The 16,186-nt window shown below is 68.2% G+C and carries 13 protein-coding genes and 1 pseudogene; 6 read left to right on the top strand and 8 right to left on the bottom strand.

Features of this window, described 5'->3' with window-relative positions; genetic code table 11:
• Nucleotides 1-880: 880 nt before the first annotated feature.
• The 3 genes from serC (at nucleotide 881) to KB201_RS23645 (ending at nucleotide 3,993) form a co-directional block, all read left to right on the top strand.
• Nucleotides 881-2,026: a phosphoserine transaminase gene (gene serC, locus KB201_RS23655; RefSeq protein WP_058251604.1), complete on the top strand. Its 1,146-nt coding sequence runs from the start codon at nucleotides 881-883 to the stop codon at nucleotides 2,024-2,026.
• Between the two features lie 233 nt (nucleotides 2,027-2,259).
• Nucleotides 2,260-3,225: a septation protein SepH gene (sepH, locus tag KB201_RS23650; RefSeq protein ID WP_065630815.1), complete on the top strand. Its 966-nt coding sequence runs from the start codon at nucleotides 2,260-2,262 to the stop codon at nucleotides 3,223-3,225.
• Complete coding sequence (locus KB201_RS23645; RefSeq protein WP_068970273.1) at nucleotides 3,226-3,993, top strand: hypothetical protein; 768 nt, start codon at nucleotides 3,226-3,228, stop codon at nucleotides 3,991-3,993. It abuts the gene before it with no gap.
• Here the strand turns inward: KB201_RS23645 and KB201_RS23640 are convergent.
• Both KB201_RS23640 and KB201_RS23635 read right to left on the bottom strand, forming a co-directional pair.
• Nucleotides 3,990-4,289 (bottom strand): DUF2537 domain-containing protein, encoded by a 300-nt coding sequence (locus KB201_RS23640; RefSeq protein ID WP_165630401.1) that lies wholly within the window; start codon nucleotides 4,287-4,289, stop codon nucleotides 3,990-3,992. The genes KB201_RS23645 and KB201_RS23640 overlap by 4 nt on opposite strands.
• Nucleotides 4,286-5,140 (bottom strand): RNA methyltransferase, encoded by an 855-nt coding sequence (locus KB201_RS23635; protein ID WP_211540756.1) that lies wholly within the window; start codon nucleotides 5,138-5,140, stop codon nucleotides 4,286-4,288. The genes KB201_RS23640 and KB201_RS23635 overlap by 4 nt, the downstream gene beginning before the upstream one ends.
• An 80-nt stretch (nucleotides 5,141-5,220) precedes the next feature.
• Between KB201_RS23635 and KB201_RS23630 the strand changes: the two genes are divergently transcribed.
• Complete coding sequence (locus KB201_RS23630; RefSeq protein ID WP_211540764.1) at nucleotides 5,221-6,444, top strand: GNAT family N-acetyltransferase; 1,224 nt, start codon at nucleotides 5,221-5,223, stop codon at nucleotides 6,442-6,444.
• Nucleotide 6,445: 1 nt separating this feature from the next.
• On the opposite strand, the gene KB201_RS23625 is transcribed toward KB201_RS23630, so the two are convergent.
• Both KB201_RS23625 and KB201_RS23620 read right to left on the bottom strand, forming a co-directional pair.
• Entirely contained in the window at nucleotides 6,446-6,910 is a 465-nt protein-coding gene (locus KB201_RS23625; RefSeq protein ID WP_058251610.1) for a MarR family winged helix-turn-helix transcriptional regulator, read from the bottom strand.
• Between the two features lie 105 nt (nucleotides 6,911-7,015).
• Nucleotides 7,016-8,584, bottom strand: a complete 1,569-nt coding sequence (locus tag KB201_RS23620; RefSeq protein WP_165630403.1) for an NCS2 family permease — start codon at nucleotides 8,582-8,584, stop codon at nucleotides 7,016-7,018.
• A 24-nt stretch (nucleotides 8,585-8,608) separates the two neighbouring features.
• Between KB201_RS23620 and KB201_RS23615 the strand changes: the two genes are divergently transcribed.
• Entirely contained in the window at nucleotides 8,609-8,857 is a 249-nt protein-coding gene (locus tag KB201_RS23615; RefSeq protein ID WP_058251612.1) for a DUF2530 domain-containing protein, read from the top strand.
• On the opposite strand, the gene KB201_RS23610 is transcribed toward KB201_RS23615, so the two are convergent.
• The 4 genes from KB201_RS23610 to KB201_RS23595 all read right to left on the bottom strand — a co-directional run bounded on the left by KB201_RS23610 (nucleotide 8,854) and on the right by KB201_RS23595 (nucleotide 15,363).
• The gene (locus KB201_RS23610) at nucleotides 8,854-10,365 is read right to left on the bottom strand and encodes an APC family permease (RefSeq protein WP_165630404.1); all 1,512 of its coding nucleotides are present in this window, start codon (nucleotides 10,363-10,365) and stop codon (nucleotides 8,854-8,856) included. The genes KB201_RS23615 and KB201_RS23610 overlap by 4 nt on opposite strands.
• Nucleotides 10,366-10,387: 22 nt before the next feature.
• Nucleotides 10,388-11,458 carry a phosphotransferase family protein gene (locus KB201_RS23605; RefSeq protein WP_165630405.1) on the bottom strand — a complete coding sequence of 357 codons (1,071 nt, stop codon included), beginning with the start codon at nucleotides 11,456-11,458 and terminating at the stop codon, nucleotides 10,388-10,390.
• Nucleotides 11,459-11,471: 13 nt separating this feature from the next.
• Nucleotides 11,472-12,722 carry an acyl-CoA dehydrogenase family protein gene (locus KB201_RS23600; RefSeq protein WP_065631957.1) on the bottom strand — a complete coding sequence of 417 codons (1,251 nt, stop codon included), beginning with the start codon at nucleotides 12,720-12,722 and terminating at the stop codon, nucleotides 11,472-11,474.
• Nucleotides 12,723-12,792: 70 nt separating this feature from the next.
• Nucleotides 12,793-15,363: a PQQ-binding-like beta-propeller repeat protein gene (locus tag KB201_RS23595; protein WP_211540754.1), complete on the bottom strand. Its 2,571-nt coding sequence runs from the start codon at nucleotides 15,361-15,363 to the stop codon at nucleotides 12,793-12,795.
• A gap of 327 nt (nucleotides 15,364-15,690) precedes the next feature.
• Between KB201_RS23595 and KB201_RS23590 the strand changes: the two are divergent.
• Nucleotides 15,691-16,186 (top strand): annotated as a pseudogene (locus KB201_RS23590) (HNH endonuclease); the annotation flags it as partial.

The raw sequence follows: 16,186 nt of genomic DNA, 5'->3' as shown, positions 1-16,186 counted from the left end.
CGACCTTCCGACGCCAGCGACTACAGATTCCCGTCAGATCTCGCTGGCAACTTCACGGTCGTTTGGTCGGCAGAACCAGGCATCAGCCTGTTCTCCCGCCAGGGCGAGGTGGTCCGAGCCACAGGTGAAGCCGCTTCGCTGCTAGGCGTGCCAGGTTCCCGCAACTACCCCGGCGCGGAACGCGCTGCCGCCGAGGCATACGAGAGGTTCGGAGGCGACGACTTCAGCGGTGACCCTGGGAACCTAACCGCGCGCAGCGGAACGATTTTCATGCATTTGGTGTCAATTCAGTCGACACCGACCAGCATCAAGGCAATTGGATGTTTATACAATTTCGGCTTCGTTGCGGAGTTCGCGGACGATCCGAAAGTAGGCGGCCCCCTTGCAGGTTGGGGTTTCGAGATAGACGCCGTCCGTCCAGCAGATGCCAAGGACCCACGCGCTGACCGTCCGCGTGGCGACATTCATGAAACTGGTGACCGAGCACCTCGATTTGACGCCTTTCTTCCGTGGCAAGTTTCGTATAAGGGCGTTCGGTTCGACGACGCACGACTATCACGATGCGCGGATCATGGGCTTGCCTTGGCACGAAGTCATCCTGCGTACCGCGACTCCGATCTAACTGCCGATACCGTTTCGGTTTCACTGGAACCCGTCCAGCGAGACCTCGTTCCTGTGCTTCCGCAGTACCCCACATGGCCTTCACCCTGACTACGACGGAGATATGCAACTGGTTGCCCGGGGTCGGGACGCAACCAGCGCAGCTTTCGGTGAAGCCAGCGTCTCTGTGCGGCGGCCATTCGACCCAGAACCCGCACCGTTCGCCGGGTTGCAGGGACCGAACCCGAGGTGGCCGGGGCCACTCCCTAGAATTGCCGTCATGAGCGAAGCCGCCACCGCATCCATCACCCTGCCCGCCGACCTGCTGCCGTCGGACGGCCGCTTCGGATGCGGGCCGTCGAAGGTTCGCCCCGAGCAGTTGCAGTCCCTCGTCGACACCGGCGCGTCGGTGTTCGGCACCAGCCACCGTCAGGCACCGGTGAAGAACGTCGTCGGCTCGATCCGCGAGGGTCTGTCGAACCTGTTCTCGCTGCCCGAGGGCTATGAGGTCGTGATCTCCAACGGCGGCACCACGGCATTCTGGGACGCCGCGGCGTTCGGCCTGATCAAGCAGCGTTCACTGCACCTCACCTACGGCGAGTTCTCGTCGAAGTTCGCGACGGTCTCGAAGAAGGCCCCCTTCCTCGACTCGCCCGCGGTCATCTCGACCGACCCCGGCACCGCGCCCGACCCGGCCGCGCTGACCGTCGACGACTTCGGCGGCGTCGACCTCATCGGCTGGGCACACAACGAGACCTCGACGGGCGTCGCGGTGCCCGTCGTCCGTCCCGCCGGTTCGGATGACGCGCTCATCGCCATCGACGCCACCTCGGGCGCGGGCGGTCTGCCCGTCAACGTCGCCGACGCCGACGTCTACTACTTCGCGCCGCAGAAGTGCTTCGCCGCCGACGGCGGGCTCTGGGTCGCGCTGATGAGCCCGCGCGCGCTCGCACGCATCGCCGAGATCGCCGAGACAGATCGCTGGTGCCCGGAGTTCTTGTCGCTGCCGACCGCCGTCGACAACAGCAGCAAGAACCAGACCTACAACACCCCGGCCGTCGGATCGCTGCTGCTGTTCGCCAACCAGATCGAGTGGATGAACAACAACGGCGGCCTCGACTGGTGCGTCTCGCGCACCGCCGATTCCAGCTCGCGTCTCTACCAGTGGGCCGAGGCGAGCGAGTTCGCGACGCCGTTCGTCACCGAGGCGGCCAACCGCAGCCAGGTCGTCGGCACCATCGATTTCAACGACGATGTCGATGCCGCGGCCGTCGCGAAGATCCTTCGCGCGCACGGGGTCGTCGACACCGAGCCGTACCGCAAGCTCGGCCGGAACCAGCTGCGCATCGGCATGTTCCCGGCCATCGAGCCGGAGGACGTCAGCAAGCTCACCCAGTGCATCGACTACATCGTCGAGCGCCTCTGATCGCCTCCTCGACAACTCGTCGCCGGCGCGCCGCACAGATCGTTGCGGCGCGCCGGTGGTGCTTCACCGAACCGGTAGCCTGGTTCCCACAGACCACATACGACGCATCGATCGCTGGCGTCGCTTGCGCCCCACGCGTGCTGAACTGCGGTTTTGCCGCGTGTCCCACAGTGAACCGGCAGATCGGTGAGTTAATGTGACCCCAATGCGTGCACCGACCGGAGGAGGAGCAGATGCGTGAGCTCCGCGTCGTCGGGGTGGAAACCGACGGCTCCCATGTCATCTGCCAGGACCCGCAATCGGGCGAGAAATTCCGCATCGCCTCCGACGAACGCCTCCGCGCCGCCGCCCGCGGCGACATCTCACGACTGGGACAGATCGAGATCGAGATGGAGAGTGCATTGCGGCCACGCGAGATCCAGGCACGAATCCGAGCGGGTGCAACCGTCGCCGAGGTGGCGGCCGCAGCCGGGGTGGGTGTGGACAAGATCGAACGTTTCGCCCACCCGGTCCTCCTCGAACGCAGCCGCGCCACCGAACTCGCCGGCGCCGCGCATCCCATCCGCCATGACGGCCCGGCAGTGGCGACACTGGTCGAGTCGGTCGCCGAGGGACTCCTCGCCTACGGCCAGAATCCCAACGACGCCGACTGGGACGCATGGAAGGGCGACGACGGGTACTGGGTGGTCCAGGTCGCGTGGAGCGTCGGACGCACCGACAACCTGGCGCACTGGCGCTACCAGCCGGGATCGCACGGTGGCAGCGTCGACCCGCTCGACGACCTGGCCGACGAACTCACCCATCCCGAGACCATCGCGCCCCGTCGTCGGCTGACCCCGGTCGCCACCCCCGAAGTCGCTGTCGAGACGACCCCGGACGGACGCGAAGAGGTCACCATCGACGCAGCCTCGATCATCGGTGCGCAGCGCGCCCGGCACGACCGCCGCACCGCGGCCGAGGACGACGGCGCCGTGCCGTTCGACTTCGGATTCGACGACGAGCCGTCCGCCGCCACCGCCGAAGCCTCGGACACGGACGACGCGGCGGCCACTTCCAACGCCGACGACGCCGACGCCGACGAATCGGTGCCCGCACCGTCGTCCGGCCCCGAACGTCCGCGCCGCAAGAAGGCACGTAAACCGGCGGTCCCGGCGTGGGAGGATGTCCTGCTCGGCGTGCGCAGCAACGGGAACAGCTGAGTGTCCTCCGCGCGCGCGGCGACGGTCTGGTTCATCGACACCGACGACCCGGCCGCGATTCTCCGCTCGCATCCGGCCAACGACTCCCAGCACGCACAGCAGGTTGCGACGACCGTCTTCGGTGACAGCGTCCTGGTCCCGCTCGTCGACACCGACCTCGCGTCCGCTGCCGCGGTCCGCGACACCCACGTCTACGCCGGGTTCTACGGTCCGCTCGCCGTCGTGTCGTGTTCGCTGTTCGAGACGACCACGCCGTCGACGCTGACCCGCGCGCTCGCACGGATCCGCCCCAGCGCGACCACGACCCTCCTCTACACCGAGCCCGACTCCTCACTCGGAGTGTTCGCCCGGTGGGAGTCGGGGACGCTCCGACGCTCCTTCGCCGCCGACCCGGTCACCATCCACGAGGACCACGGCCTGCCGTTCACGTTCGAGAAGCCGTTCTGGGGTGGCGAACACCCGCTCAGCCACGCCGAGGGCGTGCCCACCGCACCCATGTCGCTCCCCTTCCATCCCGCGCACCTCGCCGAGGAATCGAACCGTGCGTGGCTCGGGTTCCGCTACACCCACCCGCTCGCGGAGTCCGACCTCGACCCGGCCCAGATCACCGTCACCTGCTTCGCGTTGCACCCGACCGAATACGAACCGACCGCGGCCGACTACGAGAACTACCGCGCCGCAACGGCTTCGCGCGCCCGGGAGCGGACGGGATCGCCAGGTCAGGACGCTCGCAAGCGCGGGCGCATCCGCGAGTACTTCGGGTTCTAGGGTGCGGGACGTCCCAGCGCGAGCAACGCGATCGACGACGCGACCCCGGCGAGGAAGCCGAGAAGCAGTCCCCACACGACCCACCGCCACACGGGCCGCGCCCGGAACTCCCAGAGGGTCCATCCGAGTCCGCCCGCGACGACCAATACGGCGGCGATCCCGAGGAACCGCAGGATCTCGCCGATGAGCAGGTAGACGCCGACCAAGACGAATGCGGCGAACAGCGCGCACGAGGCGCCGACGATCAGCCCCAGGGCCCACGGCGTCGGTTCGACACCCTCCCGCTTGACGGTCACGATCCCATGGTGCCCGACCGGGCGCGCTCGTAGAACGCAACGGCCGCAGCGGTCGCCACGTTCAGCGAGTCGGTGCCCCGGCTCATCGGGATGCGCGCCTTCACGTCGGTGGCCGCCATCGCCGACGCGGTGAGACCGGGGCCCTCCGCACCGACCAGGAAGCCGACCTTCTCGGCGGTGACGGCTTCGGCCAGGGTCACGGCGGCGGGATCGGGCGTCAACGAGACCAGCTGGAAGTCGCGTTCCCGCACCACGTCCAGGCCGCGCGGCCAGTCGTCGAATCTCGCGAACGGCACGAGCAGTGCATGGCCCATCGACACCCGCACGCATCGGCGGTACAGCGGGTCGGCGCAACCCTGACCGAAAAGCACTGCGTCGACACCCAATCCGGCGGCGTTGCGGAAGATCGACCCGATGTTCTCGTGGTCGTTCACACCTTCGAGGATCGCAACGGTCCGCGCGCTCTCGAGGACCTCCGGCACCGTGAGCACGGGCGGTCGGCGCGACACGGCGAGCACGCCGCGGTTGAGGTGGAAGCCGACGATCTCGGCCATGACCTCGGCGGTGGCGCGGAAGAACGGGACACCGGCCAGCCCGGGATCACGGAGATCGGCGTCGAGCTCGTCGAGGCGTTTCGCGACACCGAGGAAGGCGTGGGTCGCGAACCGTGACGCGATCATCCGCTGGGCGACGAGAACACCTTCGGCGATGACCAGACCGCGGCCCGGGCGCCCGCCGGGCAGAACCGGGAGATCGGGCCGGCGGTCGACGGAGTTGAGGTCGCGGAAGTCGTCGACGCGCGGGTCCTCCGGGTCGTCGATGTCGATCACGTTCACTGCGAGCCCGGGCACCGCAACAGTCTGCCACCCGGACGAAACCGGCAGCGCACGGGTGTGAAACTGTGGAGGGCGTGACCAGCGATTCGACTCCGATGTCACGTCTGTCCCTCGCCCGCGCCACCGACGCGGACTGGGCCGACATCATCACCACCGATGCCCGCGCGTTCGCCATGCGCAACCCGCTGCCCGACGACGAGGTCGCCGATCTGCGCGGCAAGGTCGCCGACGACGACGTCGTACTGGTGCGCGACACCGGGTTGGACAGGCGGCCCCTCGTCGGGGTGGCGATGTTCTACCGGATGTCGATGTCACTGCCCGGCGGTGGCGTGTCCGACGCGGCCGGACTGTCGTGGGTCTCGGTGGCGTCGACCCACCGGCGGCGTGGCATCCTCCGCCGCATGCTCACCGAACTCGTCGAGCAGTGGGAATCGGAGAAGTACACCTTCGGAATCCTCACCGCGAGTGAGGGCACCATCTACGAACGCTTCGGCTTCGGACCGGCATGCTTCGCGAACTCGGTGTCGCTGAGCCCGGGCGCCCAGATGCGCGCGGCCCAGCCCGACGATGCCACCGTCCGGTATGCCGACGCCGACGCGGTGGCCGCCGCGATCCCCGACCTCCACGCACGGTGGACGCTGACCACCCCGGGCGCGCTCACCCGCACCCCCGCCTGGTGGAATCCCATCCTGGCCGACCGGGCGTCGGAGCGGCCGCTGTCGGCGAGCGGTCTGCACTACCTGCTGCACGCCGACGGCTACGCGAGCTACCGCATCTACAAGGACGAGACCGGCGCGGTGCGCGGCGAGGTCAACGAGGTCTTCGCGGTCACCGACGACGCACACACCGATCTGTGGCGCGTCCTGATCAGCCTCGACCTCATCCCCTCGCTCACCGCGACCATCCCGGTCGACGACCCGCTGTCACAGAAACTCGTGAATCCGCGGTCGGTGTCGGTCACCGGGACCGCCGACACGATGTGGCTGCGCATCCTCGACGTCCCAGCCGCCCTCGGCGCCCGTCACTATGCCGCCGACCTGGACGCCGTGATCGAGGTGACCGACGAATTCCGCGGGCACGGAGGCGTTTTCGACATCTCGGTACGCGAGGGCGGGGCGATCGTCGCGCCGGCGAAGTCGGGAGCGACGCCCACCGTCTCGCTCGACATCTCGGTGCTGTCGAGCATCTACCTCGGCGGGATCCGACCCTCGGCCTTCGCGGCGGCGAGACGGCTGCGCGTCGACTCCCCGGCGACGCTGCGCGCGCTGGATCACGCGTTCATGACCGACCGCGCACCCTTCTCGGGCACGTTCTTCTGAGTCAGATCGCGCGTGAGCGCGGGACGTCGGTGTCGGCCTGCCCGAGGATCTTGTTGGCGATGCGCACGGCCTCGCGCAGGATGTCCCGCTCCTCGGCGGACAGTTCCGCGAGGCGGTCGCTCAACCATGCCGTGCGGGCGGCGAGTTCGTCGGTCACGACTTCGACGCCTTCCGGGGACAACGTCACGATGGCCTGACGGCCGTCGGTGGGATGGGGTTCGCGCTTGATCATCCCGAGATCCGACAGCGAGGCGATGACCCTGGTCATCGACGGCGGGCGAACCCGCTCGGCGGCCGCGAGCGCACCTGGTGTCATCGGGCCCTCGTGGTGCAGCGTGTTGAGGGCGGACAGCTGAGTGAGCGAGACCAGCTTGTTCTCCCGCCGACCTCGGAGTCGGCGCGCCAGGCGCACCACGGCGAGGGACAGGTCGCCGGACAGACTTCCGTCACCATAAGGTGCATGCATTGCCAAATCGTAGGCCAGGAAATCGGCCTCGCTGCCCGTCCGCGACGAAATTGAACCGGGTGGACGACACCGAAACGGGCAAACCCGGACAGACGACCAAGTCCGTCAGCCGATGAGGTCGGAGATCGGTCCGCGCGCGAAGTAGGCGACGAAGATCGCGGCGACGAACCAGAGCAACGGATGCACAGTGCGGGCCTTGCCCGCCGCGGTCGCCATCACGACCCAGCTGATGAAGCCGATGCCGATACCGTTGGCGATCGAGTACGTGAACGGCATCGAGACGACGGTCAGGAAGGCCGGCAGCGCGTAGTCGAGCCGTTTGAAGTCGACGGTCGTGAGCTGGCCGATCATCATGGCGCCGACGACCACCAGCGCGGGGGCGACCGCCTCGAGCGGGATCACCTCGTAGAGCGGCGTCAGGAACATCGCCACCAGGAACAGGATTCCGGTCACCACGTTGGCGAGGCCGGTGCGCGCACCTTCGGCGATACCGGACGCGGACTCCACGAACACCGTGTTCGACGACGCCGAGGCGGCACCGCCGGCGATGGCGCCGGTCCCCTCGACGACGAGCGCTCGGCCGATACCGGGCAGGTTGCCCTTCTCGTCGGCCAGCCCGGCCTCCTTGCCGAGGCCGGTCATCGTGCCCATGGCGTCGAAGAAGTTGGAGAGCACCAGCGCGAAGACCAGCACCGACGCCGCGAGCACACCGATCCGGGTGAACGCGCCGAACAGGTCGACGTCACCGACCAGGCTGAGATCGGGCAGACCACCGAGGGCATCGGGGATGTCGGGCACGCTGAGACCCCAGCCGGAGGGGTTGTCGACGCTGGACCCGTAATCGAAGATCCGCTCCAGCACGATCGACAGCACCGTCGTGATGGCGATACCGATCAACAGGCCGCCGGGGACCCGACGCACCACCAGGACGCCCATCAGCAGCACCCCGACCGCGAAGATCAGTGTGGGGATCGTGGAGATCGAGTTGTCGCTGCCCAGCTGCACCGGGACGGTGGTGCCGGCGGCGTCGGGGATGCGCTTGACGAATCCCGCGTCGACGAAACCGATGAAGGCGATGAACAGACCGATGCCGGCCGCGATCGCGGCTTTCAGTTCCGCGGGCACCGCGTTGAACACCGCGGTGCGGAATCCGGTGACGGCCAGCAGGACGATGATGATGCCGTCGACGACCACCAGACCCATTGCCTCGGGCCAGGTCACCTGCGGCGCGATGGACACCGCCAGCAGGCTGTTGATCCCGAGACCTGCCGCGATCGCGAACGGATAGTTGGCGACCAGGCCGAACAGGATCGACATCACGCCCGCGACGAGCGCGGTGACCGCGGCGACCTGCGCCAGCGGCAGGACGTTGCCCAGGACATCGGTGTTCTTGTCCCCGCCCGGGATACCGCCGATGATGATCGGGTTGAGCACCACGATGTAGGCCATCGTGAAGAACGTGACAAGGCCACCGCGGAACTCGCGGTTGATCGTCGAACCGCGTTCGGAGATCTTGAAGAACCGGTCGAGCGGGCCGCGCGGCACCGCGGAATCCGGCCCCGGGGTGGTCGCGGGGAAGTCGGGCTCCGTGGGGAGGTTCCCTTTCGACATGTCCGCACCCGGGGTGTCGGAGGACCTCAGATCGCGAGACTCACTCGGCTCATCGTGTGGCACGTTCCGAAAGCTACCCTGTTGTCCATGTCCACGACACTCGAGATCCCCGAACTCCCCCGCGCGTTGCGCGCCCCGGAGCCGGTGATCGTGGTCGGGATGATCGGGTGGGTGGTGGCGACCGTGATCGTCGCCCTCACCGATCTCGGTGGCGACCGCGCGCTGCCGGTGTGCCTGGTGGGCCTGGCCGTCGGTCTGCTCGGGACGACGATCGTCCTCGTCCAGCGTGCCGGTGTCCGACGCGGTGATCGGGGCGCGCAGGAAGGCCTCGACTAGTTTCTGTCCGGTTCTGCCCTGTCCGGTTCTGCGGCCGCGGCGAATTCGTCGACCCCGGGTTCGTGTTCGAGGACGCGACCGGGTCCGAACAGCAGGGCGACGAAGTAGAGGCCGCCCGCCGCGATCAGCCCGAGCACGATCAGGGTCGGCACACGCGCGTCGTCGGGCGTGACGAGTACGAACAGGGCGACCCCCACCCAGATCAGCGCGGCGACCGCGACCGGCATCTCGAGGCGTCCGAGACTGAACCCACCGGACTTGCGCTCCAGACGCTTTCGGACGACCAGGTACAGCACGACGGTCCCGCCGTAGATGAGCGCGGGCAGGATCGTCGACGCGATGATCAGCTCGATCAGCGCCGCCCCGGGCAAGGCCACCATCAGCACCACCCCGACGCCGAGGATGAGCAGCGTCGCCGGTACCGGGGTCTGGGTCCGGGGGTTGACCCTGGCCATCAGCCGGTGCGCCGGGAAGCGCCGGTCGCGGGCCATCGCGAAGACCTGCCGGGCGCAGGCCGCCATCACCACCATGCCGGCGCCGAACATCGCGAAGACGATGCAGGCGAGCAGGATTCGTTCGGCGACCGGCCCGAGTTGCTCCCGGATGATGGCGGCGACCGGCGACCCGTCGGCCGTCACCGCCTGGACGTCCTCGATCGCCGTGGTCAGGATGATGAGGAAGACCAGTCCCAGGACCGCGGCGGCCACCACTGATCCGACGATCGCCCGGGGCACGCTGCGGAACGGATCCTTCGCCTCTTCGGCGAGGTTGGCCGCGGAATCGAACCCGACCAGGGTGGTGAGTCCCATGACCATCGCGGCCATCACCCCGCCACCGATCGCCCAGTAGTCCGGCGCACCGGCGGCCATCCCCTCGGACACCAGATTGCCCGGGTGACCGCTTCCGCTGAACACCATCACCGCCGCGAGCACCAGGATCAGGATCGCCACGATCGCCAACTCGACCGCGACCGCGCCGGAGGTGAACAGGCCGAGCAACCGGGTCGAGGCGATCACCAGCACGGCCTGGATGACGAGCACGACAAGGGTGATGACGCGGGCGACGTCCTCGTCCTCGGCCATCCCGGCGAGCGGCATCAGCGCCTGACTGGCCAGCGCGTTGTCCATGGCGACCACGCCGATCGCGAGGTACCAGAAGCTCAGCCAGCCGAAGAACCAGCCGATCTTCGGGTTCGCCAGCCTCGACGCCCACTGATACGACGACCCGCTCAGTGCGATTCGGGCGGCGAACTGGGCGACGACCAGCGCGATCAGGGTCTGGCCGACCGCGGCGACGATCCACAACCAGATCCCGACCGGACCCGCCGTGGCGAGCACGCTGCCGTAGGTGGCGAAGATCCCGACCGCGACGGAGATGAACGCGAAGGAGATCGCGAACACCGCGAACCCGCCGAGCGTCCGGCGCAGCTCCGGACGGTACCCGCTGGTGCGGATCTCGTCGGGTGATCCGCTGCCGGCACCCGCCGGGGTGACCACGTCCTCCGCCATGGCGGTCCCTTTCGTCGGGCGATCACACGAGCAGGTCGTCCAGCCGTTGCGCGATGATCCCGACCGCGTATCCGAGACGTTCGAACGCCTTGTTGGTGGTCTGGCCGTGGTAGTAGCGGTAGTAGATCTGCTGGGCGATCACCCCCGCCCGGAACAGTCCGAACACCTCATACCAGCGCCAGCGTTCCGGTGTCATGTCGAATCCCATGCGCTCGCAATAGTTCTCGACGAACTCGGCACGACTGAGCATGCCGGGCAGGTGCGTCGGGACACGTCGCATGAGCTGCATGGCATCCGGGTCGTCGGCCTGGATCCAGTAGGCCATCGAACCCGCGACATCCATCAGGGGATCGCCGAGGGTTGCCATCTCCCAGTCCAGGATGCCGATCACCCGCGTGGGATCATCCTTGTCGAGGACGACGTTGTCGAGCTTGAAGTCGTTGTGGATGACGCAGTTGGCGACGTCGTCGGGCTGGTTGTCGGCCAGCCACGTCATCGTCGACTCGAAGTCGGGCACGTCATCGGTGTGCGCGTTGCGGAATCGCGCCGACCAGCCCTCGACCTGCCGTCGCACATAACCCGGCCCCTTGCCGAGATCGGCGAGTCCGGTCGTGCTCGGATCGACCGAGTGGACCTCGACCAGGGTGTCGATGAAGTTCAGACAGAGCCGGCGTGCCTGCTCGGCGTCGAGCGGGACGTCGGCGGGCCACTCGGTCCGCGGGATGACACCGTCGATGCGGCCCATCACGTAGAAGTCCGCGCCCAGGACCGACTCGTCGTCGCAGAAGGCGATCATCGGCGCGATGTAGCGGATGGCGGTCGCGAGTTCGGACTGGATCCGGTACTCGCGTGCCATGTCGTGCGCGCCCCGCGCCTTGGTACCCCGGGGCGCCCGGCGCAGGATCAGGTCCCTGGCCGGATAGCGCAGCAGGTACGTGAGATTCGAAGCGCCACCGCCGAATTGACGGACCTCCGGCACGGCGTCGAGACCGGTCGGGTCCGCGGCGTTGGCCTCCAGCCACTTGGCCATCGCCTCGACGTCGAATGCATCCTCGGTGCGGACCTCGCCCGCACCGGCCACCTCGTTGGTCATCCTCGTCCCCCGATCAGCGGTACTTGCCGAACTCGATGCGCGCAACCACGTTGCGGTGCACCTCGTCCGGGCCGTCGGCGAGTCGGAGCGACCGCGCGCCCACCCAGGCCTGCGCGAGCGGGAAGTCGTCGGTGAGACCGGCGCCGCCGTGCAACTGGATGGCGAGGTCGATGACGTCGAGTGCCATGTTGGGCACCTCGACCTTGATCTCGCTGACCGCCGACAGGGCTTCGCGGGACATTCCCTGGTCGAGCAACCAGGCCGCGTGGTGGACGAGGAGTCGCGACCGGTTGATCGCGATGCGAGCGTCGGCGATGCGCTCGCTGTTGCCGCCGAGCCGGGCGAGTTGCTTGCCGAACGCCTCCCGCGAGAGTGCGCGACGCACACCGAGTTCCAGCGCCCGCTCGGCGAGTCCGATCGCCCTCATACAGTGGTGCACACGACCCGGACCGAGCCGGCCCTGGGCGATCTCGAAGGCGCGGCCGGGTCCGAGCAGGATGTTCGACGCCGGGACGCGCACGTTGTCGAAGCTGACCTCGCCGTGGCCGAACGGCTCGTCGAAGTAGCCCATGGTGGTGAGCATCCGGTCGATCGTGACCCCGGGGGCGTCGATCGGGATGAGCACCATCGTGTGCCGCGACTTCCGGTCGGCCTCGGCGTCGGTGACGCCCATGAAGATGAGCACCTTGCAGTCCGGGTGGCCGACGCCGGTGGAGAACCACTTGGTCCCGTTGATGACGACGTCATCGCCGTCGAGTACGGCGGTCGCGGCCATGTTGGTGGCGTCCGACGACGCGACGGCCGGCTCGGTCATGCAGAAGGCGCTGCGGATCTCGGCGGTCAGAAGGGGTTCGAGCCACTGTTTGCGCTGCTCGTCGGTGCCGTAGCGCAGCAACACCTCCATGTTGCCGGTGTCGGGGGCGTTGCAGTTGAAGATCACCGGCGCGAGCCCGGACGATCCCATCGCCTCCGCGATCGGCGCATACTCGGAGTTGGTCAACCCTGCCCCGCCGTCGGTGCCGAAGTCGGCGGCGTAGCGGCCGGCGTGCTCGGCGGGCAGGAAGAGGTTCCACAGACCCTCCGAGCGGGCCTTCTTCTGCAGTTCGGCGATGATCGGCGACGGCGTCCACGGGTTGCCGTTCTCGTCGCGGCGGGTCTTGATGTCCCGATGGATCTCGGGTTCGACCGGCTCGATCTCGGTGGTCACGAAGGTGCGCACGCGTTCGGTGAGTTCGGCCGACCGCGCTGACGGAGAGAAATCCATACCCGACCGTATCGCGATGAACCGATTACCCGTCATCGTTCCGAACAAACCGGCGCGGCGTCGGGCACCGTCACTTCCAGTACAAGGTCGTCCGCTCCGGTCCGGCCGTGGTGCTCACCAGTTTCGCGAAGCAGTTGTCCGGGCCGAATCCCTGGGCGCGACACCAGTTGTTGGCCTCGACCGGGCCCGGGAAGGTCGCCGCGGCCACCGTCACCCACCAGCCGCGGTACGAGAACACCGGCCACTCGTCGCTCCACAGGAGCCGAACGTCGTTGAACCGCAACCGGAGTGCCAGGAACTCGTCGAGGATGGCCTGGTCGGTCCAGGTCCGCCCCTCGGCGACGAGACCCGGCCGTTTGGAGCTCAGCTGCGCCACCCACCGGTTGTTCAGGTTCGCCACGATGAAGGCCCGATCGGCGTCGGCCTGCAGACGGAGGGCGCTGACGCTGCTCGCCGTCACGTCGGCTCCGGCCGGGAACGACACCCCGGTGGCGGTCGACGACGCGGCCGTTCCCGACTGCGGAGTCGCGAGCTTCGGCGCGGCCCCGGAGGTCGGGCCCTTGTCGCAGTCGACGAGGTAGCGGCCGCCGCCGGCCGCGCTCCCCTGGGCACCGAGCGCGTCCGGCAGACGGAAGAAGCTCCCGGGCGGATAGGTGAGTTCCATCGTCAGCGCCTCGCCCGCCCCGTCGAGCGAGGGCACCGCGACCGGTGCCCGCTGGAAGTCGAAGTTCCCCGACGCGACGATGCCGCTGCCGTCGGAGATGGTGATGCGTGTCTGCGGCCCGTACAGGACGTCGCCGCCGGGACACTTCGCGGTGACCTTCATCGTCACGCCCAGCCCACCCGCCGACGTGCGGAACGACTGCGGCGTGAACACCGGGGGCGCCCCGCACGGCGTGACGTACTCGGGTTCGCCGCCGTCGGCGGTGCCGGCCTCGCGAGTCGTGCCCGGGACGATGGCCTCCGGACCGGTGGGCGCGAAGCCGGTGATCGTGGTCGCGGTCATCGTGATCAGGCGGTCGCCGACGGCGAACGTCAGCGGCGGACGCGGTTCGGTGACACCCGCAGCGGGGGTGTTGCCGATCGTGGACGGGGGCACCGACCACACCGGCGCACCGCCCACCAGATCCAGGGCGGTCACGCCGCCGTCGGCCATGGGCGCGATGAGGCGTTCGCCGTCGGTGACGGCGTGGCCGGTCGACCCGTAGACCGGCCCGGTCGGAGTCGTCCACAACGTCTGGCCGGAGATGGCATCGACTGCGGTGACAGCGTCGTGCGTCGTCCACACGACTTCACGGTCATCGGCCAGCACGACGGTCGGCGAGGTGTGGGCCGGGAGATCAGTCGTCGTCCAGATCCGCGCGCCGTCCGCGACGTCGGTGTATGCACCGTCGATGAGCACACGCCCGCTCTGAGTCGGAGTCATGACAGCAGCGGACTCCCCGCTCATACCCGCCAAGTCGCTGGTGGTGCCGTCCGGCCGGACCACGACGACCGGACCATTCGTCGGTGTGCCGCTTGTCATGCTGCCCGTCACCACGAGGATCGATCCGTCCGGGCGTGGCGACATCCCGGTCCGGCCCGGACTCGTGAAGATCTCCCGGCCGTCGTCGGCCGAGATGACGGCGACCACGCCGTCGGCGCTCGCGACGAGCTCGTCGGTGGCGATGAACTGCGAGGCGTCCCCGCTCGGAAGCGCTTCGGGCAGGTCGATCGTTCGCTGCCACTCCATGCCTCCTGGTGTCACCTTGTGGAACACGACCTGGCGTTCGTTGCCACCACTGAAGTCGCGGACGAACGCCGCTCTCCCGTTGAACGCGATCCCGAACGCCTGCGGCGGAGCGGGAGCACGGCCGATCTCGCGACCTGTCCGGACGTCGACGAAATACGCGGCGCCCCGACCCAGGCAGGCGATGGTGCTGTCCACGATGGAGGCCGAGCACCCGGACACGGGTTCGTCGAACGACCACGCCCGGCCGGACTCGGCGTCTATCCCGATGGGCCGCAGTGCCGGGCCGTTCGTGGAGTCACCTACCTGCACGAGCGTCACCAATGTGTGGTCGTCGTGGACCGCACCCTGAGTCCTGTACGTCGCCTCGAGCGGCAGACCGGAGACGTACCCCGTACCACCCAACGAACTCGCGTCGACGCTCCAGGCTGGACTCGGCGCGGTCGGGAACGAGCCGGTGAGCTGACCGGCGACGAGGTCCGGCGTGTCGTCGGAACCGCCGTCCGACGAGGACACCTTCCACCACACGACGCCCCCGAGGACCAGCGCGAGGACACAGACCAACGCGACGCCCGTGATCAGGTACGCGCGCCGGTTGGATCTGCGCGGGTATCCGGGCTGGGGGTACCCCGGTGGTGGATAACCCGGCGGTGGGTAGCCCGGCGGTGGGTAGCCGTACCGGGCTTGTCCGGGTGGCGGAGGATAGCCACTCGGCGGCTGCTGATACGGCGGTGGGTACTGCGGCGTCGGACCTGTCTGCGTGGCGGCGTAGGGGTCCGGCGCCGGGGCCTTGTTCAGTGACACCCCCGGGACCACCGTTGGGCGGGCAGGTTGGATCGTCGTCGGCGACTCGTCCCGGTCGGCTGGTCCGGGCACGGTCGCGTCATCGTCGGGTGGCCCCGCATTCGACATCCGTCCAGTGAATCCCAGTCCGACGCGGTTCGACTGTCCCCCACCCGGGGGAATTTCGGCGGCCGCTCACGCCGACCGAGCAGCTCCCGCATCTGCACAGCTAGCCCGGGTGCGCCCCGCCGGCTGAGTAGCTCGCGCTCGCCGAGCGACCCCGAGCGACCGTCGAGGCCTTCGTTCGTGACAAACCCACCACTTTTCGACCGGAAATCGAAACGGGTGTGACTGAAGTTCATCACTGTCAACGATCAACGCGCATTCAACGAAATCGACTGCGCAGTCGACAATTTCGGGATCTCGAGCCTGTGGAGAAACCTCGAGATCGAACGAATGTTCCTGTACCTTGGAGTCATGCCAGAGCTCGCCACTCTCCTCGATCAACTCGTCGAGACCACCCCACCCGCCGACGACCCAACCGGCAGAGCAACATTCGACGCTCTCGAGACACTGCGCCTGATCCGCAACACCGTCGACCACCAGATCGTCACCCACACAGCGCAACTCGACGACCTCCGTGTCGCCCAGAAAGCGGGCAGCACCACCAAGAAACTGCTGATCGAGTCAGGCCATGCCCCGGTCGCCGCTCTTCGCACCATGCGGAGTGTCGACGCCCTGCCCACTCTGCCCGCTTTGGCGCGTCACGCGGCCGACGGGCGGCTGTCCAGCGAGATCGTCGATGCCATCGTGCGGGGGATCAACGAGATCGAGAAGCGTTGTCACAAAGCCCTTTCCGATGACGAGCGCTCCCGGTACGAACTCGAACTCATCGCCCAAGCACTCTCCGGCGCAACACCGACAGAAGTGCTCAAGCATGGCCGAGCCATCG

The organism is Gordonia sp. SCSIO 19800, from assembly GCF_018132775.1.
Taxonomy (GTDB): domain Bacteria; phylum Actinomycetota; class Actinomycetes; order Mycobacteriales; family Mycobacteriaceae; genus Gordonia; species Gordonia hongkongensis.
The sequence above is the reverse complement of the archived record's forward strand: the minus strand, read 5'-3'. Positions and strand labels throughout refer to the sequence as shown.